At 68.6% G+C, this 26,197-nt stretch carries 27 protein-coding genes; 12 read left to right on the top strand and 15 right to left on the bottom strand.

The features are described from left to right. From B7G54_RS27400 to lpxL, 3 genes are all read right to left on the bottom strand, one after another. The gene (locus B7G54_RS27400; RefSeq protein ID WP_085041915.1) at positions 1-729 is read right to left on the bottom strand and encodes a DUF484 family protein; all 729 of its coding nucleotides are present in this window, start codon (positions 727-729) and stop codon (positions 1-3) included. A 37-nt stretch (positions 730-766) separates the two neighbouring features. Further along, a complete protein-coding gene (gene dapF / locus B7G54_RS27395) occupies positions 767-1,636 on the bottom strand; it encodes a diaminopimelate epimerase (RefSeq protein WP_085041914.1) in 870 nt (289 codons plus the stop codon). A gap of 308 nt (positions 1,637-1,944) precedes the next feature. Next, positions 1,945-2,829: a lauroyl acyltransferase LpxL gene (gene lpxL / locus B7G54_RS27390; RefSeq protein ID WP_085041913.1), complete on the bottom strand. Its 885-nt coding sequence runs from the start codon at positions 2,827-2,829 to the stop codon at positions 1,945-1,947. A gap of 265 nt (positions 2,830-3,094) precedes the next feature. Here lpxL and metK point away from each other — a divergent pair, with 265 nt between their 5' ends. Further along, entirely contained in the window at positions 3,095-4,282 is a 1,188-nt protein-coding gene (gene metK, locus B7G54_RS27385) for a methionine adenosyltransferase (RefSeq protein WP_011353531.1), read from the top strand. A 135-nt stretch (positions 4,283-4,417) separates the two neighbouring features. On the opposite strand, the gene B7G54_RS27380 is transcribed toward metK, so the two are convergent. Continuing rightward, positions 4,418-4,759 (bottom strand): hypothetical protein, encoded by a 342-nt coding sequence (locus tag B7G54_RS27380; protein ID WP_085041912.1) that lies wholly within the window; start codon positions 4,757-4,759, stop codon positions 4,418-4,420. A gap of 352 nt (positions 4,760-5,111) precedes the next feature. Here B7G54_RS27380 and B7G54_RS27375 point away from each other — a divergent pair, with 352 nt between their 5' ends. Next, on the top strand, positions 5,112-5,885 hold the full coding sequence (locus B7G54_RS27375; protein ID WP_085041911.1) for a phytanoyl-CoA dioxygenase family protein: 774 nt from the start codon (positions 5,112-5,114) through the stop codon (positions 5,883-5,885). Between the two features lie 149 nt (positions 5,886-6,034). Here B7G54_RS27375 and B7G54_RS27370 read toward each other — a convergent pair whose 3' ends face one another. Continuing rightward, entirely contained in the window at positions 6,035-6,241 is a 207-nt protein-coding gene (locus tag B7G54_RS27370) for a DUF3185 family protein (RefSeq protein WP_011353528.1), read from the bottom strand. Between the two features lie 194 nt (positions 6,242-6,435). Here B7G54_RS27370 and mgrA point away from each other — a divergent pair, with 194 nt between their 5' ends. Further along, complete coding sequence (mgrA, locus tag B7G54_RS27365) at positions 6,436-7,479, top strand: L-glyceraldehyde 3-phosphate reductase (RefSeq protein WP_085041910.1); 1,044 nt, start codon at positions 6,436-6,438, stop codon at positions 7,477-7,479. A 115-nt stretch (positions 7,480-7,594) separates the two neighbouring features. Here the strand turns inward: mgrA and B7G54_RS27360 are convergent, their stop codons facing one another. Both B7G54_RS27360 and B7G54_RS27355 read right to left on the bottom strand, forming a co-directional pair. Then, a complete protein-coding gene (locus B7G54_RS27360) occupies positions 7,595-7,780 on the bottom strand; it encodes a hypothetical protein (protein ID WP_011353526.1) in 186 nt (61 codons plus the stop codon). A 302-nt stretch (positions 7,781-8,082) separates the two neighbouring features. Next, positions 8,083-8,964 carry a DMT family transporter gene (locus B7G54_RS27355; RefSeq protein WP_085041962.1) on the bottom strand — a complete coding sequence of 294 codons (882 nt, stop codon included), beginning with the start codon at positions 8,962-8,964 and terminating at the stop codon, positions 8,083-8,085. Positions 8,965-9,756: 792 nt separating this feature from the next. On the opposite strand from B7G54_RS27355, the gene B7G54_RS27340 reads away from it, so the two are divergent. Then, the gene (locus tag B7G54_RS27340; protein ID WP_004198969.1) at positions 9,757-9,969 is read left to right on the top strand and encodes a hypothetical protein; all 213 of its coding nucleotides are present in this window, start codon (positions 9,757-9,759) and stop codon (positions 9,967-9,969) included. A gap of 49 nt (positions 9,970-10,018) precedes the next feature. Continuing rightward, complete coding sequence (locus B7G54_RS27335; protein ID WP_425266524.1) at positions 10,019-11,041, top strand: serine/threonine protein kinase; 1,023 nt, start codon at positions 10,019-10,021, stop codon at positions 11,039-11,041. 72 nt (positions 11,042-11,113) lie between these two features. On the opposite strand, the gene B7G54_RS27330 is transcribed toward B7G54_RS27335, so the two are convergent. Next, positions 11,114-12,556, bottom strand: coding sequence for a coniferyl aldehyde dehydrogenase (locus tag B7G54_RS27330; RefSeq protein WP_085041907.1), 1,443 nt, complete (start codon positions 12,554-12,556; stop codon positions 11,114-11,116). 39 nt (positions 12,557-12,595) lie between these two features. Further along, positions 12,596-13,009 (bottom strand): hypothetical protein, encoded by a 414-nt coding sequence (locus B7G54_RS39190; RefSeq protein ID WP_165765629.1) that lies wholly within the window; start codon positions 13,007-13,009, stop codon positions 12,596-12,598. A gap of 271 nt (positions 13,010-13,280) precedes the next feature. On the opposite strand from B7G54_RS39190, the gene B7G54_RS27315 reads away from it, so the two are divergent. Beyond that, complete coding sequence (locus B7G54_RS27315; RefSeq protein WP_085041905.1) at positions 13,281-14,921, top strand: GMC family oxidoreductase; 1,641 nt, start codon at positions 13,281-13,283, stop codon at positions 14,919-14,921. Positions 14,922-14,942: 21 nt separating this feature from the next. Here the strand turns inward: B7G54_RS27315 and B7G54_RS27310 are convergent, their stop codons facing one another. The 6 genes from B7G54_RS27310 to fliF are packed head-to-tail and all read right to left on the bottom strand — an operon-like array spanning position 14,943 to position 21,740. Beyond that, positions 14,943-16,274: a flagellar hook-length control protein FliK gene (locus tag B7G54_RS27310; RefSeq protein WP_085041904.1), complete on the bottom strand. Its 1,332-nt coding sequence runs from the start codon at positions 16,272-16,274 to the stop codon at positions 14,943-14,945. Between the two features lie 30 nt (positions 16,275-16,304). Beyond that, complete coding sequence (gene fliJ, locus B7G54_RS27305) at positions 16,305-16,763, bottom strand: flagellar export protein FliJ (protein ID WP_085041903.1); 459 nt, start codon at positions 16,761-16,763, stop codon at positions 16,305-16,307. Positions 16,764-16,768: 5 nt separating this feature from the next. Beyond that, entirely contained in the window at positions 16,769-18,322 is a 1,554-nt protein-coding gene (gene fliI / locus B7G54_RS27300; RefSeq protein WP_085041902.1) for a flagellar protein export ATPase FliI, read from the bottom strand. Next, entirely contained in the window at positions 18,316-18,999 is a 684-nt protein-coding gene (gene fliH / locus B7G54_RS27295) for a flagellar assembly protein FliH (RefSeq protein ID WP_085041901.1), read from the bottom strand. The genes fliI and fliH overlap by 7 nt, the downstream gene beginning before the upstream one ends. Continuing rightward, positions 18,992-19,987, bottom strand: coding sequence for a flagellar motor switch protein FliG (gene fliG / locus B7G54_RS27290; RefSeq protein WP_085041900.1), 996 nt, complete (start codon positions 19,985-19,987; stop codon positions 18,992-18,994). Before fliG ends, fliH begins: the two co-directional genes overlap by 8 nt. Beyond that, positions 19,977-21,740 carry a flagellar basal-body MS-ring/collar protein FliF gene (fliF, locus tag B7G54_RS27285; protein ID WP_085041899.1) on the bottom strand — a complete coding sequence of 588 codons (1,764 nt, stop codon included), beginning with the start codon at positions 21,738-21,740 and terminating at the stop codon, positions 19,977-19,979. The genes fliG and fliF overlap by 11 nt, the downstream gene beginning before the upstream one ends. A gap of 249 nt (positions 21,741-21,989) precedes the next feature. Between fliF and fliE the strand changes: the two genes are divergently transcribed. The 6 genes from fliE to B7G54_RS27250 all read left to right on the top strand — a co-directional run bounded on the left by fliE (position 21,990) and on the right by B7G54_RS27250 (position 26,106). Next, a complete protein-coding gene (fliE, locus tag B7G54_RS27275) occupies positions 21,990-22,334 on the top strand; it encodes a flagellar hook-basal body complex protein FliE (RefSeq protein ID WP_021164033.1) in 345 nt (114 codons plus the stop codon). 206 nt (positions 22,335-22,540) lie between these two features. Then, a complete protein-coding gene (fliS, locus tag B7G54_RS27270) occupies positions 22,541-22,975 on the top strand; it encodes a flagellar export chaperone FliS (protein WP_085041898.1) in 435 nt (144 codons plus the stop codon). After that, positions 22,972-23,304 (top strand): flagellar protein FliT, encoded by a 333-nt coding sequence (locus B7G54_RS27265; protein WP_085041897.1) that lies wholly within the window; start codon positions 22,972-22,974, stop codon positions 23,302-23,304. Before fliS ends, B7G54_RS27265 begins: the two co-directional genes overlap by 4 nt. 129 nt (positions 23,305-23,433) lie before the next feature. Further along, a complete protein-coding gene (gene fliK / locus B7G54_RS27260; protein ID WP_085041896.1) occupies positions 23,434-24,789 on the top strand; it encodes a flagellar hook-length control protein FliK in 1,356 nt (451 codons plus the stop codon). Beyond that, entirely contained in the window at positions 24,786-25,103 is a 318-nt protein-coding gene (locus B7G54_RS27255) for an EscU/YscU/HrcU family type III secretion system export apparatus switch protein (protein ID WP_085041895.1), read from the top strand. Before fliK ends, B7G54_RS27255 begins: the two co-directional genes overlap by 4 nt. A gap of 268 nt (positions 25,104-25,371) precedes the next feature. Continuing rightward, on the top strand, positions 25,372-26,106 hold the full coding sequence (locus B7G54_RS27250; protein ID WP_085041894.1) for a PepSY-associated TM helix domain-containing protein: 735 nt from the start codon (positions 25,372-25,374) through the stop codon (positions 26,104-26,106). Positions 26,107-26,197 lie beyond the last annotated feature (91 nt).

Here is a 26,197-nt window from a genome sequence, read left to right as displayed (position 1 = left end):
TCAGTGCGGCAGCAGGCGCGTGAGCGCGGCGCTCGCGAGCGTCGCGATCTGCGCGAGGAAGTCGGTGGCCATCCCGTCGTGGAAGCGGCGCGGGTCGGGTGAGCCGAGCACGAGCAGGCCGAACGCGGGCGCATCGGTGCCCGCGAGCGGCGCACGCAGCGCAAGCAGCGCGACCGATGCGGCCGAACCGTCGCCGGCAGGCGGCGCGGCTTCCGCGCCTTCCGCCGCATTCGCGGCCTGGGCGGCGAGCGCGGGCGCGAGCCACTGCGCGGCTTCGAAGCCCGTGTTCGCGCCGCAGTACGGCGTCGACAGCCCATTCGTGAACAGGCGCACTTCCTCGCCGACCTGGCGCGCGAAATCGGCCTGCGAGTAGGTGTCGGCGACGTCCCACACGCGCAGCGCCGTTTGTGGCACGTCGAATACTTCGGCGATGCCGTCGGCGATCGTGCGCGGCAGCGCGTACGGATCGCGTTCCGCGATCACGCGCGCGGTCCAGCGGCTGAACTTCGCGGACAGGCTGTCGTTCTCGTGGCCGTAGCGCACGAGTTCGGCGAGCCGGCGCTCGAGATGCTTGTTCTTGTCGCGCAGCATCTCCATCTGCCGCTCCTGCAGCGAGATCGCGGCCTTGCCGTGCGGGTTCGCGAGACGGATCGTCGCGAGCAGTTCGGCGTGCTGCGCGAAGAATTCGGGATTGGCGAGCAGGTAGTCGGCGACTTCGCGATCGTTCATGTGGCTGGCGCGTTCAGTTATCAAGGACGTTGCAGGGTCAGGCGGGCAGGTCGATCTCGCCTTCGAACACGGTCGTGGCGGGGCCGGCCATCATCAGCGCGGCGGCTTCGTCGCGCGCGCCGTCCCAGCTGATCGTCAGCATGCCGCCGTGCGTGTGCACGGTCACGGGCGAATCGAGCAGGCCGCGCCGGATGCCGGCCGCGACCGCGGCGCACGCGCCGGTGCCGCACGCGAGCGTCTCGCCCGCCGCGCGTTCGTACACGCGCAGCTTCACTTCGCTGCGCGACACGATCTGCATGAAGCCGGCGTTCACGCGCTCCGGGAAGCGCGCGTGGTGCTCGATCAGCGGGCCTTCTTCGAGCACCGGATAGGCCTCGGTGTCGTCGACGACCTGCACCGCGTGCGGGTTGCCCATCGTCACCGTCGAAATCCAGCGCGTTGCGCCGCCGACGTCGAGCGGCCACAGCGTGTCGCGACCCTCGGTGCGGCCGTCGAGGCCCGCTGCATCGAACGGCACCTGCGCCGGCGTGAACACGGGCGCGCCCATGTCGACGACGACTTCGCCGTTGTCCTGCATCGTCAGCGTGATCAGGCCCTTCATCACCTGCACGCGCACGCTGCGCTTGTCGGTCAGGCCGCGGTCGCTGACGAACTTCACGAAGCAGCGCGCGCCGTTGCCGCAGTGTTCGACCTCGCCGCCGTCGCAATTGAAGATCCGGTACTTGAAATCCACGCCGTCGACGGTCGGTTTTTCGACGAGCAGAAGCTGGTCGGCGCCGACGCCGAAGTGGCGGTTGGCGAGCGCGCGCACCTGCGCTTCGGTGAGCGGCGGCAATGCGCGCGAATAGCCGTCGAGCACGACGAAGTCGTTGCCCGCGCCGTGCATCTTGGTGAACGAGAGTTTCACTGGGTCCGGATTTCCATGGCGAACAAGGCGATCAGCGCGGCTCGCGCGACGCCGCGCCATGCCGGGCGGCCTCGTTCGTCGTGCTGATCTCAACCGCAAATGATACATGCAGCCGACAGGGGTGTCCTGCGCGGGCAGGGGCGGGCGGCGGTGTAGCGGTCAACGACCGGTCAACGGGTGGTGCAGGGGGCGGCAGTGCGGATCCGTGGCTCGTACGCCAGGAGGTCGACAGTCTTCGGCGGTCGCGTCGAAGGGGGAGCGTGCAGGCGCACACACGAAGGCGCGCCCGCGGGTTTTGCTCGAGAGGCTCAGTACAGGCTCGGCTCGCCAGCCGGGCGCGTCTTGAAGCGCTTGTGCACCCAGTAGTACTGCTCGGGCATCAGCGGGATCTGTTCCTCGAGGAATTCGTTCATCCGCCGCGCGTCGAGATCGTCGTCACCGGTCGGGTAGTGATCCCACGGCTTGAATACCTTCAGCCGGTAACCCTTGTAGTTCGGCAGCACCTCGCCGATGAACGGCACGACCTGCGCGTGGCCCGCCTTCGCGAGCCGGCCGACGGCCGTCAGCGTGCAGGCCGGCACGCCGAAGAAGGGCACGAACGTCGAGTTGCGCAGCCCGTAGTCCATGTCGGCGCCGAGCATCACCGGCTTGCGGTCGCGCAGCCAGCGCAGCACGACGCGCGCGCTGTCCGCGCGGCCGACCATCTCGGCGTCGAAACGCCCGCGCGCCTTCTTCGCCTCTTCCTCGAGCACCGCGTTCGAGAACGGCTGGTAGAGCGACCCGCAGCGGCGGTGCAGCGAACGATTCAGCCAGATCGAGCCGGCCTCGATGCCGACGAAATGCAGGCCGAGGAACAGCGTCGGCGGCAGGTCCGGATCGTCGAGGTCGACCGCGCTGTCGACCTGGATCAGCTTCGCGAGCTTTTTCTCCGAGCCGAACCACTGCACGCTGCGTTCGACGTAGCTGCGGATCGCGTGGCGGAAATGCTGCCCTGCGACTTCCTCGCGCCGCGCTTCGCTCCAATCCGGGAAGCAGAGTTTCAGGTTGGTGTGTACGATGCGTTTTCGCCGGCTGGGGATCTTGTAGAGCAGCCAGCCGAGACCATCGCCGAACCGTGCGGTCAGGCCGTACGGCAGCAGGGCGAGCAGTTTCAGCAAGCCAATGGCGAGGTGCGTGGCTAGACGACCTAGCATGCGAAACCTCCGTGGGACCGGCTGGCCGGCGCGTTGCGAACAGGTAGGTGAGACAGCGGAAGATGCAGCACGGGCGGCGCTCTGTGACAATTCAGGAAAGCCGCTATAATACGGGCTTCGCCGAGTTAACTGACAACTTGCGGGGCGAAGCCGGTTAGCGTCATACGCGCTGCCCGGTCCTGGTAATCCGCTAAAGCGTCGCCGCTTCAGGCCCAACGAAGCTGGCTACGTGAAACCAACCGTAACCACACAGGAGCCTGAAAAAGTGGCAAACGATTATCTCTTTACGTCCGAATCCGTCTCCGAAGGCCATCCGGACAAGGTCGCGGACCAAATCTCGGACGCGATCCTCGACGCCATCCTCGAGCAAGACAAGTATTCCCGCGTCGCGGCGGAAACGCTGTGCAACACGGGTCTCGTCGTGCTGGCCGGTGAAATCACCACGACGGCCAACATCGACTACATCCAGATCGCGCGCGACACGATCAAGCGCATCGGCTACGACAACACCGACTACGGCATCGACTACAAGGGTTGCGCGGTGCTCGTCGCGTACGACAAGCAGTCGCCGGACATCGCGCAGGGCGTCGATCGTGCGCACGACGACAACCTCGATCAAGGCGCGGGCGACCAGGGTCTGATGTTCGGTTACGCGTGCGATGAAACGCCGGAACTGATGCCGCTGCCGATCTACCTGTCGCACCGTCTCGTCGAGCGCCAGGCCAGCCTGCGCCGCGACGGCCGCCTGCAATGGCTGCGCCCGGACGCGAAGTCGCAGGTGACGGTCCGCTACGTCGACGGCAAGCCGCATTCGATCGACACCGTCGTGCTGTCGACGCAGCACGCACCGGACATCGAGCTTCCCGCGCTGCGCGAAGCCGTGATCGAGGAAATCATCAAGCCGACGCTGCCGGCCGACCTGATCAAGGGCGACATCAAGTTCCTGGTGAACCCGACCGGCCGGTTCGTCATCGGCGGCCCGCAGGGCGACTGTGGCCTGACCGGCCGCAAGATCATCGTCGATACCTACGGCGGTGCCGCACCGCACGGCGGCGGCGCGTTCTCGGGCAAGGATCCGTCGAAGGTCGACCGTTCGGCTGCGTACGCAGGCCGTTACGTCGCGAAGAACATCGTCGCCGCCGGCCTCGCGTCGCGCGCGCTGATCCAGGTGTCGTACGCGATCGGCGTCGCCGAGCCGACTTCGGTGATGGTCAACACGTTCGGCACGGGCCGCGTGTCGGATGCAGTGATCACGAAGCTCGTGCGCGAGCATTTCGACCTGCGTCCGAAGGGCATCATCAAGATGCTCGACCTGCTGCGCCCGATCTACGAGAAGACGGCTGCTTACGGCCACTTCGGCCGCGAAGAGCCGGAATTCTCGTGGGAAGCGACCGACAAGGCGCTCGCACTGGCTGAAGCGGCTGGCGTCGAGCCGACGGCACGCGTCGCGTAAGCGCCGTTCGCCCGAAATGAAAAACCCCGGCAAAGCCGGGGTTTTTTTATGGGTTCCGATCGCCGGGGCGATCGGATAACAGCACGGGCAATCGCGCGACGGAGATCGTCGCGTGCGGTGCCCGCCGGCGTGGGCTCAGCGCGCGCCGAACCCGAACCAGCCGTTGCTGGCCGCGAGGCGGCGCGGGCGGTTGATGCGGCGCTGCGGGCCGAGCGTGCGGCGCAGCGCGAGCGCGCGCAGCGACGACGGTTTCTGCAGCAGCGAGCGCAGGCCGGCACGGCGCGAGAACGCCTGTGCGCTCATCATCGAGAAAAATGCGTGGAACCACGCACGGATGCCGTCCAGCCGGCTATGTGCGGGCGTGCGCTCGGCCAGCGCCTGCGTGCGGGCGCGGTGATGGCGCAGCGAGCGGGCAGGAGCGGGCGGCACGACGCGCTTCGCAGCGCGGCTGAGACGGGAAGTCAGACGGAATGGCATGTGAACGATGCTTCGCTTATATGGATGGCGCCCTTGGGAGCGCACTGGTATGAACGGCCTCGGATGGCGCAACGGATCTTACCGAAACTCGCTGCGCGCCGCGCCCGCCAGAATTGACAGGCCGCGACAGGCTACAGGGGATTCATGACGGGCAAAAGTCGCGATAAACCCTTGTGCCACAAGGTGTGTGCCGCATACCGCCTGTCGGTGAGGCCAGTGCCGCGCCGCACAGTTCCCTTGAGCCGGATCAAATCTTCGATTGGCATGCCCCTGCGCATGACAATGGTGCTGTTCGGGGCATCCGGCGCCGATTTACAATCGTCACATTCACACAATAAGCGTCTGGCATCCCATGTCGTCTCCATTGCAGTCGGAATCGATCCGCGCGCAAGTCGCGGAATTGCGCGAGCGCGGCTTCGTCGTCGCGCGTGGCCTCGTCGGCGACGAGCAGTGTGCGGCGCTCAGGCAGGTGGCGGAGCGCCAGTTGCGGGAGGCGGCCGAGCCGATCGAGTTCGAGGCGGACCTGCGTTACCCGGGCGCGCCCGAATCCAAGCATGCGCCGGGCGGGCATACGGTGCGGCGGCTGCTCGATGCGTACTCGCGCGATCCGGCCTTCGCCGAGCGCGCGATCGCACCCGAAATCGGCGCGTGGATGCGCGCGTATTTTGGTGAAGAACCCGTGCTGTCGCGCGCGCATCACAACTGCATGATGACGAAGCATCCCGCGTACGGGAGCCTGACCGGCTGGCATCGCGATTTCCGCTACTGGTCGTTCGAGCGCCCGGACATGGTGTCGGTGTGGCTCGCGCTCGGGCCGGAAACGAACGAGAACGGCGCACTGTGGCTCGTGCCTGGGTCGCATACGGCCGAATTCGGGCCCGAAGCGTTCGACGATGCGAAGTTCTTCCGCAGCGACCTTCCGGAGAACCGGAAGATGATCGATGCGGCCACGTGCCCGTCGCTGCAGACGGGCGACGTCGTGTTCTTCCACAGCAACACGCTGCATTCGGCCGGGCAGAACCGCTCCGACCAGGTGAAGTTCTCGCTCGTGTACACGTACCACGGCGCGAGCAACCGGCCGGTGCCCGGTACGCGCTCGGCGTCGAAGCCGGAAGTGCAGTTCTAGGTTCGGATTGGCCGGGCGGCGACACCGCCGCGGACCTGCGATGCGGCGCATCGCGGGCGAATGAAGCAACGGGCGGCCTGGCCGCCCGTTTCGTCTGGCGCGGCCCGATCGTCTGATGCGGGCCGTTCGTGCATCGCGCGGCTGCGCGCTCAGCGCTTGCCGCCCGGCATCGCGAGGCCGATCAGGCCGATGAACGATGCGACGGCGCCGCCCACGATCAGCAGGATCGTCTTCGTTGCGGGCGAGCCGGTGAAGAAGCGCGACACGTTGTCGTTGATCGAATGGAACGACTGTCCGCCGAAATACAGCAGCACGACGCCGCCGACGAGCAGTGCAACCGAGATGACCCGGGACATACCAACCTCGCTGAAACGGTGATTCGAGACGCCGCAGTGTAGGCGACGGCCGCGGCGGCGTCCATCGCCTCGCCCGCCGTGCGCGCACCGGCCGCTTTCGTTACCATAGTCGTCGTATGACTCCTTCGCCGTCGCCGCGCCGTGTGCGCGGCCGGCGCGCGTCCCTTTCCCCGATGTCCTGACGGAACCGACTCATGGCCTACGAAGCAGCTTCCGAACGTTATGCCGACATGCAATACCGCACCTGCGGCAAATCCGGGCTCAAACTGCCCGCGCTGTCGCTTGGCCTGTGGCACAACTTCGGCGACTCGACGCCGATCTCGACGCAGCGCGATATCCTGCGCACCGCGTTCGACCTCGGCATCAACCACTTCGATCTCGCGAACAACTACGGGCCGCCGTACGGCAGCGCCGAAACCAACTTCGGCCGGCTGCTGAAGGAGGATTTCCGGCCGTATCGCGACGAGTTGCTGATCTCGACGAAGGCCGGCTGGGACATGTGGCCGGGGCCGTACGGCAGCGGCGGCGGCTCGCGCAAGTACGTGCTCGCGAGCCTCGACCAGAGCCTGCAGCGGATGGGGCTCGACTACGTCGACATCTTCTATTCGCACCGCTTCGATGCGCACACGCCGCTCGAGGAAACGGCGGGCGCGCTCGCGTCGGCCGTACAGCAGGGCAAGGCGCTCTACATCGGCATTTCGTCGTATTCGGCGGCGAAGACGCGCGAGATGGCCGAGCTGCTCGCGCAGTACAAGGTGCCGCTGCTGATCCACCAGCCGTCGTACAACCTGCTGAACCGCTGGGTCGAAACGGAACTGCTCGACACGCTCGACGAGATCGGCACGGGCAGCATTGCATTTACGCCGCTCGCGCAGGGGCTGCTCACGTCGAAGTACCTGAACGGCGTGCCGGCCGACGCGCGCGTGAACAAGCCGGGCGGCGGTTCGCTGAAGCAGGATCACCTGAGCGCGGACAACCTCGAGCATGTGCGCAAGCTCAACGCGATCGCCGAACGGCGCGGGCAGAGCCTCGCGCAGATGGCGCTCGCATGGGTATTGCGCAACGGCCGCGTGACGTCCGCGCTGATCGGCGCGAGCCGTGCGGAGCAGGTGCGTGAAAACGTCGGCGCGCTGAAGAATCTCGAATTCTCGGCGGAGGAGCTCGCGGAGATCGATCGTCACGCGACGGAAGGCGGCATCAATCTGTGGGAAAAGCCGTCCACCGATCAGGCGATCTGACCGGCAGTCGATACGGCATGCGAAACATCGCGTGCCGTATCAATGGCCTGCGCGCAGCACATCGCATCGCTGCAATTCAATGCAGCGATGCACGTCACGCACGGGTGGTGCGCCGCTAGATCAGCGCAGGCAGGCCTTCGACGAGCAATACCGCAACGCCGACGCCAAGGATGACGCCCAGCACGCGCAGCAGGTTGTGGCGGAATTCGGTTGCGCACGGCACCGCGCCGAGAAATAGCGCTCCGGCCAGCGCCATCGGAATCAACAGGATGAAGTCGCCGATCGTGAAGTAGGTCGTCATGCGTGTCTCCAGTGTCGGCCGGAGCGGGCGCTTCAGCGCTTGCTTCGGCCCCATGCCGGGTGTTTCTAGTATTGGTCCGACCCGATTGCGAGCGGGGCGGTCAATTCGAGTATAGGCAACCGGCAGCGCTTTTCGCTATCCGAACCATTAAAAATCAGCGGAAAGCCCGACGAATCGCACATTTTTGCCGCAAGTCGGACGAACACCTTGCACGTATCTTTCTCGCGCCTTTCGATTTTTGCGGAATCGTCGTATGTGTCCGATGCGTGCCGCCGCACCCGCGGGCGCGGCGGCACGCCCGCTCATGCGCGGTCGGGTTGCACGTGGGCGGCCGGCGCGCGGAACACGAGCGCGAGCCCCGCGATGATCGCCCCCATGCCGGCGAGCGCGAGCGGCTCGGGCCGGTTGCCGAGCCACACGGCATCCATCAGCATGGTGACGACGGGCACGAGATAGAACAGGCTCGTCACGTTGACGAGATCGCCGCGCTGCATCAACCGGTAGAACAGCAGCTGCGCGATCACCGAAATCACGATGCCGAGCCACAGCAGCGGGACCACGAACGCCCAGCTCATGTCGAACGACACCGGCCGGAACGGCACGATCGCCACGCACAGCGCAAGGCCGATCGTATTCTGTAGCGGCAGCACGTCGGCGGGTGCCGCGCGTACGCGCTTTTGCAGCAGCGAGCCGGCGGTCAGCGCGACGAGCGCGGTGAGCGCGCACGCGATGCCCGCGAGCGACAGGCCGCCGTCCCCTACGCCGCGGAACACGACGAGCGCGAGGCCGGCCAGCGACAGCGCGAGCCCTGCGAGGCGAACGGGCTGCCAGCGCCGCTCAAGGATCGCGAGCGTGAGGATCGGCTGCACGCCGAGGATCGTCGCGAGTACGCCCGGCGCGATCCCGCGTTCGAGCGCGAGCAGGTAGAAGATCGAATAGCCGCCCATCATCAGCAAGCCGGTCAGCGCAGCCATGCGCCGCTCGCCGCGCGGCGGCAGCCAGCGTTTGCGCATGAAGGCGAGCCCGAGCAGCACGAGCGATGCCAGTGCGAAACGTGCGGTGAGAAAGACGAACGCGGACGCGTGACGCAGACCGAGTTCAGCGAAGATCGCGCCGCTGCTCCACAGCAGCACGAAGAGCGACGTCGCTCCATGCGCGGCGAGCGCGCGTTTGAACGAAACCATGTGAATCCACCTGTCGAACGGATCGGAACGTTCCATCCGCGCGCGCAGCAACACGCGGTGCGTCACGACGCACGAATGCAAGCCTGCGGGCGAATGGAGGACGAAACGGAAGCCGGCTGGTCAGCCGGCGCGTGCCGCCGGAGGGGGCGGCGCGGCGCCGACGAGCGGCGGTGCGACAGGAGGAGGAAGAACCGACGGATGCGCGCATGCCTGCGGCCGCGAGTCGAACTGCGGCCGGGATTTGGCAAGGGCGGGCGTGAGCGGATGCATCGTGTCGGAATGCGCTTGAACGCGAATGAGCATCAAAGGTACCGCAAGGCCGGCAACGGACGCAACACCTGTCGGTGGCATCGCATGACGAAGGACGGGGCGGTGGTGCGGGCGCGACCGTCGTTGCACGGGGCGCGTTCAGCGCAGGGGGAAGGCGATGGCGACGCAGCATGGTTCGGCAACCGCAGCGGCGCGAAATTTCCCGGCGACCCGGCACCGGACTCGCGATGCGCGCGTGGTGTGCATCACGTGCGCGCCGCGGTGCCGGGACGGATTCGGCGGGCAGTCACATTCGACAGGGTATGATGGGGGTAACCGGGCGGGCAAGTGCCTGCGCGGCGCAGTGGTTGATTGGAGACATTCGACGAATTCGCGGCGCTTCGCCTGCTTCTTCTTCTTTTCGCGCTTCGATAAACCGTGAACAATGGGATTACGCGCAACGCTCCGACGAGAGCGCGCGGATCGTGCATTTGCCGGCTCGACTGCGAGCCGGGTTTCAAGATTCAAGAGTGGGGAACCATCATGCATGTCGGGTCGATTGTCTGCACTACCCATATCGCGGTGCCGAAGGGCGCACGCGGCATCGTCCAGCGCATCCTGGGCGACATGGCCATGGTGACCTGGTACGCGGGCGTACCGGGCGAGTCGAAGGAACTCAACACCGAGCCGTTCTTTCTCGAGGATCTGATCGACACCGGCGAATCCGTGCTGCCGGCCGGCGCGGCGCTTCACTAACCGCACCGGGCGCTCGTCTTTCGGCCCGTCTGGCGGCACAATGCGGGGCATGAAAGACGTCACTTCCGCTCCCGCTTCTCCCGCCGGCCCGCCGTTCGCCGGGCTCACGCCCGAGTGCGTGCTCGACGCGCTCGACAGCGTGCTGATACCGGCCGGCCTGCGCACCGACGGGCGCCTGCTCGCGCTCAACAGCTACGAAAACCGCGTGTATCAGGTCGGCATCGAAGACGGCCCGCCGGTCGTCGCGAAGTTCTACCGTCCGGCACGCTGGTCGGACGAAGCGATCCTCGAAGAGCACGCGTTCGTCGCCGAACTCGCCGCGCGCGAGATTCCGGCGGTGCCTGCGCGCACATTCGACGGCCGCACGCTGCACGCGTTCGACGGTTTCCGCTTCTCGATCTTCGAGCGCCGCGGCGGCCGCGCGCCCGATCTCGATCGCAGCGACACGCTCGAATGGCTCGGCCGCTTCATCGGCCGGATCCATGCGGTCGGCGCGACGCAGCCGTATGTCGCGCGTCCCGTGCTCGACATCAATACGTTCGGCTACGAGCCGCGCGACTACCTGCTCGCGCACGATTTCATTCCGGACGATGTGCGGCCCGCGTATGAGACGGCCGTCATGCTCGCGCTCGAAGGCGTCGAGGCCGCGTTCGAGCGGGCGGGCGAGATCCGCCTGCTGCGCACGCACGGCGACTGTCATCCGAGCAACGTGCTGTGGACCGATGGCGGCCCGCACTTCGTCGACTTCGACGACAGCCGGATGGCGCCCGCGGTCCAGGATCTGTGGCTGCTGCTGCCGGGCGATCGCGAAGGCGCGTCGCGTGCGCTGGCGGACCTGCTGGCCGGCTACGAGGATTTCTGCGAATTCGAGCCGCGCGAGCTGCATCTCGTCGAAGCGCTGCGCACGTTGCGGCTGATCCATTACGCGGCATGGCTCGCGCGGCGCTGGGACGATCCCGCGTTTCCGGCTGCGTTCCCGTGGTTCAACACGCATCGTTACTGGGAAGCGCGCGTGCTCGAGTTGCGCGAGCAGATCGGCGCGATGCAGGAAGGGCCGCTCTGGCCCGTGTGACGGCGCACGCGGCACCCGCGCCGCGCGGCAGGCTTGAGCGGGCCGCGGCGCGATGCCCGCGGCCTGTTTCGCTCAGAACTTCAGCATCAGCTTGATCAGCGCGGCGAAGCGCTTGCCGTACGGCGGCGCGAGCAGGTTGCGTGCGTTCAGGCGCGCCTGCGTGAGCACCGGCTTCATCTTCGAGAACGTCACGAAGCCGTCGTAGCCGTGATACGCGCCCATGCCGCTGGCCCCGACACCGCCGAACGGCAAACTGCCGCACGCGATGTGCATCAGCGTTTCGTTGACCGACACGCCGCCCGAGATCGTTTCGCGCATCACGCGGTCGATCGTGCCGCCGTCCTCGTCGAACAGGTAGAGCGCAAGCGGACGCGGGCGCGCATTCACGTACGCGATCGCTTCGTCGAGTCGTTCATATGGCACGAGCGGCAGCAGCGGCCCGAAGATTTCCTCCTGCATCAGTTGCGACGCGGCCGGCACCTGCGTGACCGCGCACGGCACGAAGCGGCGCGATGCGGGATCGGACTGCGCGTCGGACAGCGGATGCAGCTGCGCGCCGGCCGCCTGCGCGTCGCTCGCGAGTTGCTGCAGCCGCGCATAGTGGCGCGGCGACACGATCGTCGTGTAGTCGCCGTTGGCCGACAGGTCGGGGTACATCCTCGCGAACCGTGCGCGCGCGCGCTCGATGAACGCCGCTTCCATCCCGCGCGGCAGCAGCACGTAGTCGGGCGCGATGCAGGTCTGGCCCGCGTTCAGCGTCTTGCCCGCGACGATCGCGTCGACGGCCGCATCGAAGCGCGCGTTCGGGCCGACGATCGCCGGCGACTTGCCGCCGAGTTCGAGCGTGACGGGCGTGAGGTTGTCGGCGGCCGCGCGCATCACGTGGCGGCCGACGTGTGTCGAGCCGGTGAACAGCAGATGATCGAACGGCAGCCTGCTGAACGCGGCGCCCACTTCCGCATCGCCGTTCACGACCGCGACGTGGTCGCGCGTGAAGGTCTTGGCAATCAGCTGCTCGAACAGCGCCGACGTGCGTGGCGTCAGTTCGGACATCTTGATGATCGCGCGGTTGCCGGCGGCGAGCGCGCAGATCAGCGGGCCGGCCGCGAGCAGCACCGGGTAGTTCCACGGCGCGACGATGCCGACCACGCCGAGCGGCTGCGGAATCACCTTCGCGCGCGCCGGGCGCAGCCACTTGTTCATCGGCTTGCGGATCGGTTTCATCCAGCGCTTGCCGTGCTTGAGCGCGTCGTCGATCTCTTCCTTCGCCATCCAGATTTCCGACAGCAGCACTTCCTGCTTCGCGCGATGACCGAAATCGGCACTGATCGCTTCGGCGAGCGCATCCGTATGGTCGATCAGCATCGTGCGCAGCGCGCGCAGGTGCTGCACGCGCGTTTCCCATGCCGGGTACGGCGCGCGCAGGTAGGCCGCGCGCTGGTCGCGCAGCAGCGCGGTCAGTGCATCGACCGACGGCAGTGCTTGCGGGGCCAGTTCGGGCAGCTCGTTCTTCATGTCGTCTCCTCCAGTTGGGCCTGGCTGGTCGGCCGGCCGTCACGCCGCACGCGCACGCTCGGCGAGCGCAGCGACGCGGATCGGGGTGGTGCGTGTCGCGCGGCGCGGGGCCGGATGCGACGTGTGCTCGAAAACCGGTTGAAGCGTGCAGCGGGCGTCGCATCCACGCGACGGTGTGCGCATCCGGGAACTGCTCTGCGGCGCATGCGCGTGCAGCGCGATGTGGCCGCCGACAGGCACGCGTCGCTGTACCGCGAGCGCTTGCGGGCGCACCGAAGCAGAGCGGCGCGACGTGTACGCCAGATCGTGCCGCGGCGCATCCTGCCGTTGCAGCGACAAACCGTCCAAACGGTCGGCGACGACACGCGCCGTTCGATTTCGATCGACTGTGCGCATGACGCCAAGCATCTCCTCGCGGGCAGCCGTTTGAAATGAAATGCGGGCTGCGCGCATCGCATCCGGACAACCTGGTCGACACGCGGCCTGCAGAACCTGGCGCTGCATCGTCGTTTCTCCCGTTTCGCGACGGATCGGCTTCTCGTGGCCGGCGCGTCGCGCAAAGCGAATCGGTACATCTTAAATTTAGTTCACGCGGGCGTTTAGAGGAATCGCTCTTGAATCCGCGCGCCGCGCGCGCGACGGCCATTCCTACAATGCCCGAACACGAGGGGACGCGGTCGCGCGGCGGTGCCGGGCGCCTTCCATGACACGACGGAGACGCGACATGCAATACGACTACATCATCGTCGGCGGCGGTTCAGGCGGGTCGAGCCTGGCAGGCCGGCTCGCCGATGCCTGCCCCGATGCAACGATCGCGCTGATCGAGGCCGGCTCCCACACGGAGCGCAACCTGCTCGTCAACATGCCGGTCGGCATCGCGGCGCTGGTGCCGTTCAAGCTCGGCACGAACTACGGTTACGAAACGGTGCCGCAGCCGGGCCTCGGCGGGCGGCGCGGCTACCAGCCGCGCGGGCGCGGGATGGGCGGCTCGAGCGCGATCAACGCGATGATCTACACGCGCGGCCATCCGGGCGACTACGACGAATGGGCGCAGCTCGGCGCGACCGGCTGGGGCTGGCAGGACGTGCTGCCGTATTTCCGCCGCGCGGAGGGCAATGCGCGCGGCGCGGATGCGTGGCACGGCGCGGATGGCCCGCTCACCGTGTCGGATCTGCGCTTTCGCAATCCGTTCTCCGAACGATTCATCCAGGCCGCGCATGCGGCCGGCTATCCGCTGAACGACGACTTCAACGGCGCGACGCAGGAAGGTGTCGGCTTCTATCAGGTCACGCACCGCGACGGCTCGCGCTGCAGCGTCGCACGTGCGTATATCTACGGCCGCAACCGGCCGAACCTGCACGTGATCACCGATGCGACGGTGCTGCGCGTCACGTTCGACGGCAAGCGTGCGGCCGGCGTCGCGGTCGCGCGCAACGGGCGCGTCGAGACGCTCGACGCGCGCGCGGAAGTGATCCTGTCGGCCGGCGCGTTCAATTCGCCGCAACTGCTGATGTGTTCGGGGATCGGCCCGGCGGAGCAGCTTCGCCGGCACGGGATCGCCGTCGTGCAGGATGCGCCGGACGTCGGCACGAACCTGATCGACCATATCGATTTCATCATCAATACGCGCGTGAATTCGTCGGAACTGGTCGGCGTGTGCCTGCGCGGAATCGCGAAGATGACGCCCGCGCTCGCGCGCTATTTCTCGAGCCGCACCGGGATGATGACGAGCAACGTCGCGGAGGCCGGCGGCTTCATCAAGAGCGATCCGTCGCTCGAACGCCCCGACCTGCAACTGCATTTTTGCACGGCGCTCGTGGACGACCACAACCGCAAGATGCACTGGGGCTTCGGCTATTCGCTGCACGTGTGCGCGCTACGGCCGTTCAGCCGCGGCACGGTGGCGCTCGCGAGCGGCGACGCGCGCGACGCACCGCTGATCGATCCGCGCTTCTTCAGCGATTCGCGCGATCTCGACCTGCTCGTGCGCGGCACGCAGGCGATGCGCAAGATCCTGTCGCAGGCGCCGCTCGCGTCGCAGGGCGGACGCGAGCTGTACACGCGGGCGGACCAGAGCGAAACGGAGCTGCGCAAGACGATCGTCGAGCATGCCGACACGATCTATCACCCGGTCGGCACCTGCCGGATGGGTTCGGATGCGCGCGCGGTCGTCGATCCGCAGCTGCGCGTGCGCGGCGTCGAAGGGTTGCGCGTGGTGGATGCGTCGGTGATGCCGACGCTGGTCGGCGGAAACACGAATGCGCCGTCGGTGATGATCGGCGAACGCGCGGCGGACTTCATCGTCGCCACGCGCAAGGGCACGGCGCCGCGCGGCGAGGCAGCCGCTGCGGTGCACGGCCGCTGAGCGGCGTGCACCGGGTCATGCTCAGGCAAACGTATCGACGAGGCCGGCGCGGCTCACGCTCGCGGCGGCCGGTGCGGATTGCGCAGCGTCGACCGGTGCATCGACGGCTGACGATCCGCCGCTCCCGCGCCGCGCCGACTGGCCGTGGGCGAAGGTCTGTTGCGGGTTCTGCTGCTGCGAAGCGAAGCCGCCGTCGCTGACGGTCGCGCTGCCGAGCCCGAGCCCGCCCGTTTCCATCGCCTCGCGCAACTTCGGCAGCGCGGCTTCGACCGCGTCGCGCACCTGCGCGTGCTGCGACACGAACAGCGCGTGCGCGTGGTTGTCCGCGACACGCAGCACGACCTGCAGCGGCCCGAGATCGGGCGGGTTGAGCGTGAGCTCGGCGCTCTGCTGGTGCGCATTCGACAGGAACACGACCTTCTGGCTCAGCGCGTCCGTCCAGTCCGGGGTGCCGACGTGCGGCGCGAGCACGTGCGCGTTCGCCGCGGCGATCGCCCCCGCCGCCGGCGACAACTGCAGGTTCGCCTGTGCCGCGGCCGCAGCCGATGCACCGGCCGCGAGCGTCGCGCTGGCGGCCGGATCCGTCGCGTCGCTGGCTGCCGCAAGCGCGTGCTGCTCGCCCGACTGCGCGTTCGCGTTGGCCTGCAGCGCCTGCGCGGTGGCTTGCGCCGGCGTTTGCTGGGTGGCGAGCGCGCCCTTCGCGTCGGCGAGCGTGCGGTCGAAGGTCGGCACCTTCGGTGTCAGTGGTGCGGCGGCGCCGGTCGATGCGGTCGATGCCGGTGCGGACGCCGTCGTGCCGGTCGCGGGCATTGCGATCGCTCCCGCGCCGCCCGTCAGCCGGTCGAGCGCGGTTTGCAGCGCATCGCGGCCCGACGCCGGCGTGGCCGGCTGGGTGGCCGCGGCCGCGTCCTTGGTCGCGTGATCCGCCAGCGTGGCCGTGGCATCGGGCTGGCCGGACACGGCCGTCTTTTGCGCATCGGCCGGCGTCGCGTTGTCCGTGCGCGCCTGCAGCTGCGCCTGCACGGCCGCGGCGGCCGCGAGCGCGGCGGCGTCGGGATTGGTGGCGGCGTTCGTGGTCGTATCGTCGGTCGCGTCGTCGTCATCCGTGGCAGACGGCTTCGTGCCGGCGGCCGGCTTCGACGAAGCCTGTTTCGTCGACGCATCCGGCACGCCGGAATTCGACGCATCGCGACGCGTGATGACGCTTTGCTTCAGCGTCTGCGCGAACGGCACGGCGCTCGTCGCGGTCGCCGCATCGTTGCTGGCGGCGCTGGACGAACCCGGGCCGCGGGCGGCCTTGAGTGCGGTGCCGGCGGTGTCGAGCAGCGCGCCGAGCAGGGGCAGGGGAGGCATGACGTTCTCTCGTTCGAATGCGGTGGTCGGTTACGACGAACGGGCCGCGTCGGCCCGCATGCGCAGGATCTTCGCGGCGTGTTCGTCGGCGTCGCGCTGTTCGCGCCGGGCGTCGCGCTTCGCTTCCTGCGCCACGCCGCGCGCCTGCAGGATTTCAAACGAACCGACGGTGCGTTTCTTCTGTTGCCAGTTCGGGCGTGCTTCGTCGATGCGGACTTCGGCTGCGGCCAGCACGCTGCGCTGCTGCGCGATCGCGGCGTCGAGCGTGTCGATGAATGCCTGGAAATTGCGCCAGTTGCCGGCCGGCATCCCGTGCTGCGCGGATTGCGAGAAGCGCGCGTGGTATTCGTCGCGGTAGCGCAGCAGCGCGTCGAGCTGTTCGACGGCCGCGGTGCGGTCGCGCTGCGCAGTGCCGAGCTGCTTCGCGGCCGAGTCGAGATCGTCCTGTGCACGATCGAGCAGCAACTGAAGGGGAAAGCCGTGGGCCATCGGGATCAGCCTCCGTAAGCGTCGAACAGTGCATCGAGCCCGGCAAGGCTCGACGCGAACGGCGCGCATTCGCGAAAGCCCTGCTGCAGGAACGCCTCGATGCGCGGATAGAGTGCGATCGCGCGGTCGAGCTGCGCGTCGCGGCCGGGCGCGTATGCGCCGACCGCGATCAGGTCGCGATTGCGCTGGTAGCGCGACAGCATCTGCTTGAACTGCCGGACATGATCGAGATGCGTTTCGTCGATCAGCGCGGTCATCGCGCGGCTGATCGACGCCTCGATGTCGATCGCCGGATAGTGGCCGGCCTCGGCGAGCGTGCGCGACAGCACGATGTGGCCGTCGAGGATCGCGCGTGCGGAATCGGCGATCGGGTCCTGCTGGTCGTCGCCTTCGGTCAGCACCGTGTAGAACGCGGTGATCGAGCCGCCGCCTTCCGGTCCGTTGCCGGTGCGCTCGACGAGCGCGGGCAGCTTCGCGAACACCGACGGCGGGTAGCCCTTGGTCGCGGGCGGCTCGCCGATCGCCAGCGCGATCTCGCGCTGGGCCATCGCGTAGCGGGTCAGCGAATCCATCAGCAGCAGCACGTGCTTGCCCTGGTCGCGGAAATACTCGGCGAGCGACGTCGCGTAGGCCGCACCCTGCATCCGCAGCAGCGGCGACACGTCGGCCGGCGCCGCGACGACGACCGAGCGCGCGAGCCCGTCCTCGCCGAGGATCTGTTCGATGAATTCCTTCACTTCGCGGCCGCGTTCGCCGATCAGCCCGATCACGATGACTTCCGCGCTCGTGTAGCGCGCCATCGTGCCGAGCAGCACCGACTTGCCGACGCCGGAGCCCGCGAACAGGCCCATCCGCTGCCCGCGGCCGACGGTGAGCAGCGCGTTGATCGCGCGCACGCCGACGTCGAGCACGTGATGGATCGGTTCGCGCTCGAGCGGGTTGATCGACGGCGCCGACAGCGGCGCGTCGACCTTCGACGCGAGCGGGCCGAGGCCGTCGAGCGGGCGGCCCGACGCGTCGACGACACGCCCGAGCATCTCCCAGCCGACCGGCAGCCGCTTCGCGCCCGCGAGGGGATCGGCGACGGGGGCGCTTTCGCGCGGCCACACGCGCGCGCCGGGCAACACGCCGGCGACATCGGTGGTCGGCATCAGGAACAGGCGGTCACCGGCGAAGCCGACGACTTCGGCTTCCGCGTGCGGCAGCGTGCTGCCGGGCGGGAGTTCGATCGTGCATTCGGCGCCGACCGACAGCCGCAGCCCGATCGCCTCGAGCACGAGGCCGGCCGCGCGCGTCAGTCGCCCGCACGGCCGCAGCGGCAGCGCGCGCTGGCTGCGCGCGGCGAGCTCGTTCAGGTGGGTGCGCCAGTGCGCGAGATGCGGGTTGTGCGGTGCGCGCAGTGTGGCGCCGGAGGCGTTGGCCGCTGCAGCGGCGCCATGCGGGTTTACGTCTTGTGCGGGGTCGTGCGCGGCGTCGGGGCCGAACGATGCGAGCGCGAGTTCGCGCTCGAGCGGCGTCATGCCGTCGTACAGGATCGATTCGGGTGTGGGCGTCACCACGCGCTCACCTTGCCGATCGCAGCGGCGACGCGCTGCCAGCGCGTGGGCAGCGTCGCGTCGACCTCGCCGGTCGCGGCGTGCGCGCGGCAGCCGCCGCGCTCGATCGACGCGTCGGTGTGCACGTTCCAGCCGAGCGTGTCGAGATCGTCCTGGAGATAGGCTTCGACGACGGGCAGGTCGGCCGGATTCACCGCAAGATGCGGCGCACCGGACAGCGCGGGTTCGGCCGCGAGCACGTCGCGCACGGCGGCAACCAGCGCGGCCGGGTCGTGCTTCACGTGCTGGCGCACGACCTGCTGCGCGATGTCGAGCGCGAGCTGCGCGAGGTCGGATGCAAGATCGTGCTCGACGGTCGACACGGCCTCGCGGAACGACGCGGCCAGCGCCGCGAGCTGCGCGGCCTGTTCGCGCGCGTCGGCCTGGCCGGCCTCGAAACCCTGTTCGCGGCCCTGCTCGAAACCGGCCTGGTAGCCAAGCGCCTGGCCTTCGACGTGGCCGGCCGCATGGCCTTCGGCGTGCGCGGCGTCGCGCACGCGCTGCAGTTCCGCGGCGAGCGCGGCGGCCGCCGCTGCCGCGTCGTCGGGCGGCGGCGGGGGCGGCGGCGGGTCGAACGACGCCATCTCCCACCGCTGGTAGGCGGTGAGGGTGCCCGCGCGATCGCTCGCCGAATCAGACATACGCGTCTTCCGCCTTGCCGCCGATCGCGATCGCGCCGCTCTCGGCCAGGTTGCGCACGATCTGCAGGATGCGGCGCTGCTGCGTCTCGACTTCGGACACGCGCACCGGGCCGCGCGCGTCGAGATCCTCGGCGAGCAGTTCGGCCGCGCGCTGCGACATGTTCGCGAGGAACTTCTGGCGCAGCGCGGGCGGCGCGCCCTTCAGCGCGATGATCAGCGTTTCCGACTCGACTTCCTTGAGCACCATCTGGATCGCGCGATCCTCGAGGTCGAGCAGGTTCTCGAACACGAACATCTGGTCGACGATCTTCTGCGCGAGTTCGGCGTCGTACTGGCGCACGCTTTCGAGCACGCCTTCCTCATGCACGCTGGTCATGAAGTTCAGGATCTCGGCCGCGGTGCGGATGCCGCCCATCGGGCTGCGCTTCAGGTTGTCGCTGCCGGACAGCAGGCCCGTCAGCACGTCGTCGAGTTCACGCAGTGCGGCCGGCTGGATGCCGTCGAGCGTCGCGATCCGCAGTATCACGTCGTTGCGCAGCCGCTCGGTGAAGCACGACGCGATCTCGGACGCCTGGTCGCGGTCGAGGTGCACGAGGATCGTCGCGATGATCTGCGGATGCTCGTTCTTGATCAGTTCGGCCACCGCGCCCGAGTCCATCCACTTCAGGCCCTCGATGCCGCTCGTGTCGCTGCCCTGAAGGATCCGGTCGATCAGCACGCCGGCCTTGTCCTCGCCGAGTGCCTTGGTCAGCACCGAGCGGATGTATTCGCTCGAATCGAGCGACAGCGCGGTGTGCTGCTCCGCTTCCTTCGTGAATTCCTGCAGCACGTCCTCGACCTGCTCGCGCGTGACGTTCTTCAGCGCGGCCATCGCGGCGCCGATCTTCTGGACCTCGCGCGGCGCGAGGAACTTGAATACCTGCGCGGCCTCTTCCTCGCCGATCGACATCAGCAGGAGCGCGCTCTTGGTCAAGCCTTCAGCGTTCATCGGACACCCAGTTCTTCACGACGGTGGCGACGATCTTCGGATCCTGGCGGGCGATCGTGCGCGCGTAGTCGAGGTTGCGTTCGTAACGGTTCTTTTCGCTCTCGAAGCCGAGCAGCAGCGAGTCGGGTTCCTCGGCCTTCTCCGGCGCCGGCAGGCCGTCGAGCGCGACCGGATCTTCCGGTGCCGCGAGCGCCGGCGCGACCGGCTCGGGCGGCGGGAACGCGCGGCGCATCGCCGGGCGCACGAACATGAAGTAGAGCGCCGCCGCGGCCGCCGCGATACCGAGCCACTTCGCGGCTTCCTTCGCCATCGCGATCATGTCGGGCTGGCGCCACCACGGCAGGTCGGCGTACGGGTCGCTCGCGGTCGAGAACGCGCTGTTCACGACGTTCACCGAATCGCCGCGCTTCTCGTCGTAGCCCATCGCGTCCTTCACGAGCTGTTCGACCTGCGCGAGTTTCGCGGGCGGCAGCGGCTGCATCGTCACGTGGCCCTTCGCGTCGGCGACCGGCTGGTAGTTGACGACGACCGCGACCGACAGCCGCTTCACGCTGCCCATCGGCTGTTCGAGGTGGCGGATCGTCTTGTCGACTTCGTAGTTGGTCGTCTGGTCCTTGCGGTCGCTCACCGGCGTCGTCTGCGGCCCGTTCTGGCCGTTGCCGGCGACGATCGGCGCGGAGGCCGGCTGCGGCGGCGTGTTCGACAGCGCGCCCGGCACGCCCGACGCGCCGCCCTGCGCGAGCTCGGTCGCGCTGCTGGTTTGCTGGCTGCGGATCGCGGCCTGCTGCGGCGTGCCGTTCGGGGCGTAGCTTTCCGACGTCTGCTCGAGCTTCGAGAAATCGAGGTCCGCGCTGACCTGCGAGCGCGCGTTGCCCGCGCCGAAGATCGGCGCGAGGATCGCATCGATGCGCTTCTGCGTGTTGTGCTCGACCTGCTGCACGTACTTGAGCTGGCTGGCGTCGAGGCCGGATGCCGATGCGGTCTGGGTCAGCAGGTTGCCGTCCTGGTCGACGATCGTCACGTTCTTCGCGGGCATGTCGGGCACGCCCGACGACACCATCCGCGTGATCGCCTGCACCTGGCCCTCGTCGAGCACGCGGCCCGGGTAGAGGTCGACGAACACCGACGCGCTCGGCGCTTCCTTGTCGCGCACGAACACCGACGGCTTCGGGATCGCGAGATGCACGCGCGCGCCGCGCACGGCGTTGATCGATTCGATGGTGCGCTGCAGCTCGCCTTCGAGCGCGCGCTGGTAATTGATCTGTTCGGCGAACTGGCTGATGCCGAATTTCTGGTTGTCCATCAGCTCGAAGCCGACCGAGCCGCCCTTCGGCAGGCCCATCGCGGCGAGCTTCAGGCGCGTTTCATGCACCTGGTTCGACGGCACCAGGATCGCGCCGCCGGCATCGGCGAACTTGTAGGGAACGTTTGCCTGCTGGAGCGCGGCAATGATCGCGCCGCCGTCGCGATCCGACAGGTTGCTGTACAGCACGCGGTAGTCGGGCGTGCGGCTCCACAGCACGAGCGCGGTGATCACGGCGACCGCGAACGCGACGGCGATCAGGAACGGCAGCTTCGGGTTGCCCTTCATCCGCGAGATGCCGGGAATGCGTTCCGCGAAGCCGCCAAGCCCGAAGTCCGCGCCTGCGCCACCCGCGCCCGGCAACGCGGCGGCCGCGGCGGCGCCGGGCGCCGGGCTGGCGAGGCCCGCGCGGGCGTCTGGGTTGATCAGCGAGTTGGCCTGCGAATCCATGCGTCGAGTTTCTCCGGAGCGGGACGACTGAGCTCGCTCGGACGAGCGGGCGGACAATGACACGATGCGATTATCGTGATCCGGGCCGTACTCCGATCGACCGAAAAGAGCGGGGTTTCCCCCGTACTTTCTCGGCTTTGACGCGCGCCGCGCTGCTATCCTTTTTCGCGATCCGGCATGGTGCGCGTGGTGCGGCGCCGGCGGAAACCCCGGTGCGTCCGGGTCTCTTCTCTCAGTTTTGGGGACAGCATGACTGCGAACGTCAGCGGAATCGGGTCGGTGTTGCAACAGATGCAGTCGATGGCCGCGCAGGCGTCCGGCGGCGTCGCGAGCCCGACGGCGGCGCTGGCCGGCTCGGGTGCGGCGACAGCCGGCACCTTCGCGAGCGCGATGAAGGCGTCGCTCGACAAGATCAGCGGCGACCAGCAGCACGCGCTCGGCGAGGCGCAGGCGTTCGAGGTCGGTGCGCCGAACGTGTCGCTGAACGACGTGATGGTCGACATGCAGAAAGCCAACATCGGCTTCCAGTTCGGGCTCCAGGTCCGCAACAAGCTAGTGAGCGCTTACAACGACATCATGCAGATGTCGGTGTGACAGGACGGCTATCCGGGGACGGCTATCCGGGGAAGGTTGCCGGGGACGGCCTCCGGGCTGGCCGGCGGGCCGGCCCTTCAGCGCCTGGCGGTAGGTTCGGCTTGCCTAAAGCTTTCCAAATCCCTTCCGATAACTCCGGTGAAGGCCGCGCCGCGCGATGCACGGCGGCGGCTCCCGTATAGCCAAGGCATAACAAGGAGAAGCGCATGTTTTCCCCAGGACACGCTGGAGCCAGTGCATACGCGCGTGTCGGCGTCGAGACGGGGGTGATGGGCGCCTCCCCGCACCGGTTGATCGCGATGCTGTACCAGGGCGCGCGACAGGCGGTTGCGCTGGCGCGCATGCATTTGCAGCAGGGCAATGTGTCCGCGCGCGGCGACGCGATCGGCAAGGCGATCCGGATCGTCGACAGCGGGCTGAAGGCGTCGCTGAATCGCGACGCGGGCGGCGAGATCGCGGAGCGGCTGGACGCGCTGTATGCGTATATCAGCCGGCGTCTGCTCGAAGCGAATGCGCAGGCGAGCGACGCGATGCTGGTCGAGGTCGACGGGCTGCTCGCGACGCTCGAGGAAGCATGGACGGGGATCGCCCCGGAAGTCGCGCGGATGGCCGCGCAACAGGCAGTGGAAGCATCAAGATGAATCGCAAGGCCGAATACTTCGAACGTTACGAGGCGCTCGCCACCGTGTCGGGCCGGATGCTGTGCGCTGCGCGCAGCGCCGACTGGAGCGCGTTGCCGGGGTTGCAGGCCGAATTCATGCAGCTTGTCGACGGGCTGAAGGAGGCCGATCCGGGCGTCGTGCTCGACGAATCGGATCTCGGCCGCAAGCTCGACCTGATCCGCCGCATCCTGGCCGACGACGCCGCGATCCGCGATCTCGCGAGCCCGGACGTCGCGCGGCTGTCCGCGCTGTTCGAAGCGCGGCGCTCGACCAAGGTATTGACCGATCTCTACCGCGCGCGCGGGTAGGGCCCGTTTCCGGGGAAACGGGCGCGGGGCGCACGAGCCCGTTGCGGCAGGCGCGCGGTTCCCGCGGGCGGCACCGGCGTGCCGTTCCCGGATTCGCAACGAGGTGGCTGAGGTGAGCAGGCTCCGATCATGACCGGTATCGACTCCGTTGCGGCCGCGCTGCTGGCGAGCCGCCTCGACAGCCTGCTGTCCGGCACCGTATCGGCGCCCGCCGGCGGTGCCGCGACCTCGCAGGTCGGCACGCCGGGCACCGGCGCGTCGTCCACGCCTTCGGCAGGCAGCCCGCCCGCCGCACCGCCAGCCTCCACCCAGACCGCACTGTCCGATGTCGGGCGCGTGCTCGACGCGATCTCGCGCGCCGGCGGCGACTCGACGCCGGCCATTGCCGGGCGCGCGCCGTTGCTGGCCGATCCCACCGTGCTGCTGACCGGCACGGCCGTGCCGGCCCGCGCGCCGGCCGCCTCCGATCCGGCGGCCCCTTCCACGCCTGCTTCCGCCGCGGCGTCGTCCGCTGCGGCGGCGCGCGAAGCGGCCGCGGCCCTGCCGGTCGCGGCGTTGCGCGCTGCGCTCGCGCAGGCCGTGAGCGAAAGCGGCCTGTTCTACGAATCCCATCTCGCGCAGTGGCTGGCCGGCCAGCGTCCGCTCGCGGCGCTGATGCGCGAGCCGCAGGCGCGCCTCGCGGCCACGCTCGCGCCAGCCGACCCGGATGCCGCGCAGCACGGCTCGACCGACGTGCTCGACGAGTTGCTCGCGCAGCGGCCGCCGTTGCCTGCGACTGCGCGGGCAACGGTGCCGCCGGGCATGCCGGCGCAGGGCAGCGCGCCGGCTCGCGATCCCGCGCAGGCGTTGCCGGCAGGTGCGCGGCATGGCGCGTCGCTGCCGCCCGATACGGCCGATCTGCTCGGCGAGCGTCCCGATGCGCGCTGGACGCCCGCGCGGGCCGATCTGGCTACCGCATCGTCCGATGCGCAGGCGCAGACACTTGCGCCCGTGCATCCGGCCGCCGTGCCGCTCGTCAGGCAGCAGCTCGACGCGCTCGCGACCGACCAGTTTCGCTGGACGGGCGAGGCGTGGCCGGGTGCGCGACTTGACTGGACGATCGAGCCCGACGATCCGGGCAGCCGCACGCCGCGCAGCGACGACGGCACGGGTGACGGCATCGCCTGGCGCACGCGCCTGACGCTGACGTTGCCGTCGCTCGGCACGGTCGACGCGGAGCTGGTGCTGAACGGCACGCAGCTCGTCGCGCGGCTGCGTGCGAACCAGACGGGTGCTGACCGTCTCACGCGGCACGAGGCTGCACTGCGGCAGCGGCTCGAAGTGTCGGGGCTGCGGGTGGGCGGGCTGTCGATCCGTGCGGTCGACGACGGCCCGGACGGCTTCGACCTGTTTGCGGCCCAGGCGGCAGCCGCCGCGTATGCACGCGGTTCGGCCGGCGGCTCGGCGACGCGTGCGCCGGATACCGACGACGAGGCGCTGCAATGAGCATGGGGGCCCGCAAGCGCGCGGCCGCGCTCGTCTACGATCCGAAGGGCGGCGATGCGGCGCCGCGCGTGGTCGCGAAGGGCTATGGCGTGCTCGCCGAGATGATCGTTGCGCGCGCGCACGATGCGGGGTTGTACGTGCATACGGCACCGGAGATGGTGTCGCTGCTGATGCAGGTCGACCTCGACGACCGGATTCCGCCGCAGCTCTACCAGGCGGTTGCGGATCTGCTCGCGTGGCTGTATTCGCTCGACCGCACCGAGCCCGCGCCGGACGAGGCTGCACCGCGCTTTCCGCTGCCGCCGCTGCGCTGAACGGCCCGAAATCGCGCGATTTCTTACGGAATGCTGTCCGGGCCTTGCAAGATCAATCTGTCGGCATTTTTTGTCGATTGACCGGCATTGTGGCGTAACGTGCGCGCTTCATCCGTATTCCGCGCTCATCGGGCCTGCTGCTACGTACCCGGGCGGATTGAGCCGGCAATCGATTTGTGTAATGATATCCATTCTCATTTTCATGCTGCCTGGGCGGCGCGCACTTTCTGCGCGCCGCCCGTTGTTTTGAACGAATGGAAACTTTCGCGTGAACGCGCCCGAAACGATCAATCCGCCCAAGACGGGTACTTCCCGCGCGGGTGTCACCGTGCTGCACCCGGCGGCCCGCCCGCTGAGCGACGACGAACTGGCCGCGCGCCGCCAGCGTTCGCGCCGCGCGACCTTCATCAAGTGGCTGCGCAAGGTGCACGGCTGGGTCGGATTGTGGGGCGCGGTGCTCGGGCTGCTGTTCGGCGTGACGGGCGTGCTGCTCAACCACCGCGCGCCGCCGCTGAAGATTTCGACCGGCGAGCCGCAGGTCGAGGAGATGCAGATCGCGCTGCCGGATCCGGCGCCGAAGACGCCCGCCGCGATGACGAAGTGGCTGCAGCACGAACTGCATTTCGACGGCAAGCCGGGCCGCATGCGCAAGGAGCCGGCGCAGCCCGTGGCGTGGGGCGACAAACGCGTGATGCAGCCGGAGCACTGGCAGATGGGCCTGTTCGGCCCGCACCAGAACCTGCAGGCCGAATACTGGGTCGGCAACGGCTACGTCGCGGTGAAGCGCACGGGCAACACGTTCCTGACGACGCTGAACAACCTGCATCGCGGCGTCGGGATGAATCTCGGCTGGGTGCTGCTGATGGACACGATCGCGGGCTCGCTGATCCTGCTGTCGCTGACCGGTGTGCTGCTGTGGACCGAGTTGAACAAGCGCCGCACGGTCGGCGTCGTGCTGGTGGTCGGTTCGGTCGCCGCAGCGCTCGCCGCCGGCCTGACCTGATCGGCGATCGCGCGCCGGCCTGCCGCCGGCGCGTGCCCTTTCGTCGGATTTGTCCGCTTCGCGCGTCGCGGCCGCGTACCCGGCGCGTCAG

Origin of the sequence: Burkholderia puraquae (assembly GCF_002099195.1) — a bacterium.
GTDB lineage: Bacteria > Pseudomonadota > Gammaproteobacteria > Burkholderiales > Burkholderiaceae > Burkholderia > Burkholderia puraquae.
The sequence above is the reverse complement of the archived record's forward strand: the minus strand, read 5'-3'. Positions and strand labels throughout refer to the sequence as shown.